This window comes from Candidatus Accumulibacter vicinus (assembly GCF_000584955.1).
Classification (GTDB): domain Bacteria; phylum Pseudomonadota; class Gammaproteobacteria; order Burkholderiales; family Rhodocyclaceae; genus Accumulibacter; species Accumulibacter vicinus.
Map to the genome: position 1 here is coordinate 7,938 of NZ_JDSS02000036.1, position 672 is coordinate 8,609.

At 64.7% G+C, this 672-nt stretch carries 1 protein-coding gene; it reads right to left on the bottom strand.

Features of this window, described 5'->3' with window-relative positions; all coding sequences use genetic code 11:
- On the bottom strand, positions 1 to 672 hold a 672-nt coding region (locus CAPSK01_RS15645; protein ID WP_273703832.1), incomplete at both ends, for an FAD-dependent oxidoreductase.

Consider the following 672-nt stretch of genomic DNA (forward strand, 5'->3'; position numbering starts at 1 on the left):
GCGTAGATGTCGGGGTCGCTGGTGCGCATGCACGAATCCACCTTGATCCCGCGGCCGACTTCCAGTCCGGCGGCGCGGGCCAGTTGCGCGTTGGTGCCGATGCCGAGACAGGCGACAAATAAATCCGCCCGCGCGCACGGCCCATGTGCCAGCCAGGCGGCGCGCAAAGTCGCACCCTGGCTTTCCCAGCGACTGATGGCAACGTCGGTGAGAACCTGGATACCGATGCCTTCGAGGTAAGTGGTGAGTCGGGCGGCGCCCTGATGGTCGAGCTGCGCGTTCATCAGCCGGTCCGATCTTTGCAGGAGCGTGACCTGCAGCCCGAGGTGGTGCAGGGCGTCGGCCGCTTCGACGCCGAGTACGCCGCCGCCGACGACCAGCGCGTGACGTGCCCGCCGCAGTTGTACGTAATTGCGCAGTGCTTGCGCGTCTTCCGCCGAGCGCAGGACAAAGGCGTTGTCGAACGATAGGAAGTCAGGGTCTGGTGTCGTGCAGTGGGCTCCGGTGGCGAGGATCAGCTTGTCGTAAGGCAGGGATTCGCCAGTTGCGAGGAGAACGCTCTTGTTCTGCCGATCCACTGCACGGGCAATCGAGTTGCGCCAGACCTCGACGCGGTTCTTGGCGTACCAGTTATCCGGGATCAATTGCAGTCCGTCCATGCCGGTGCGGCCA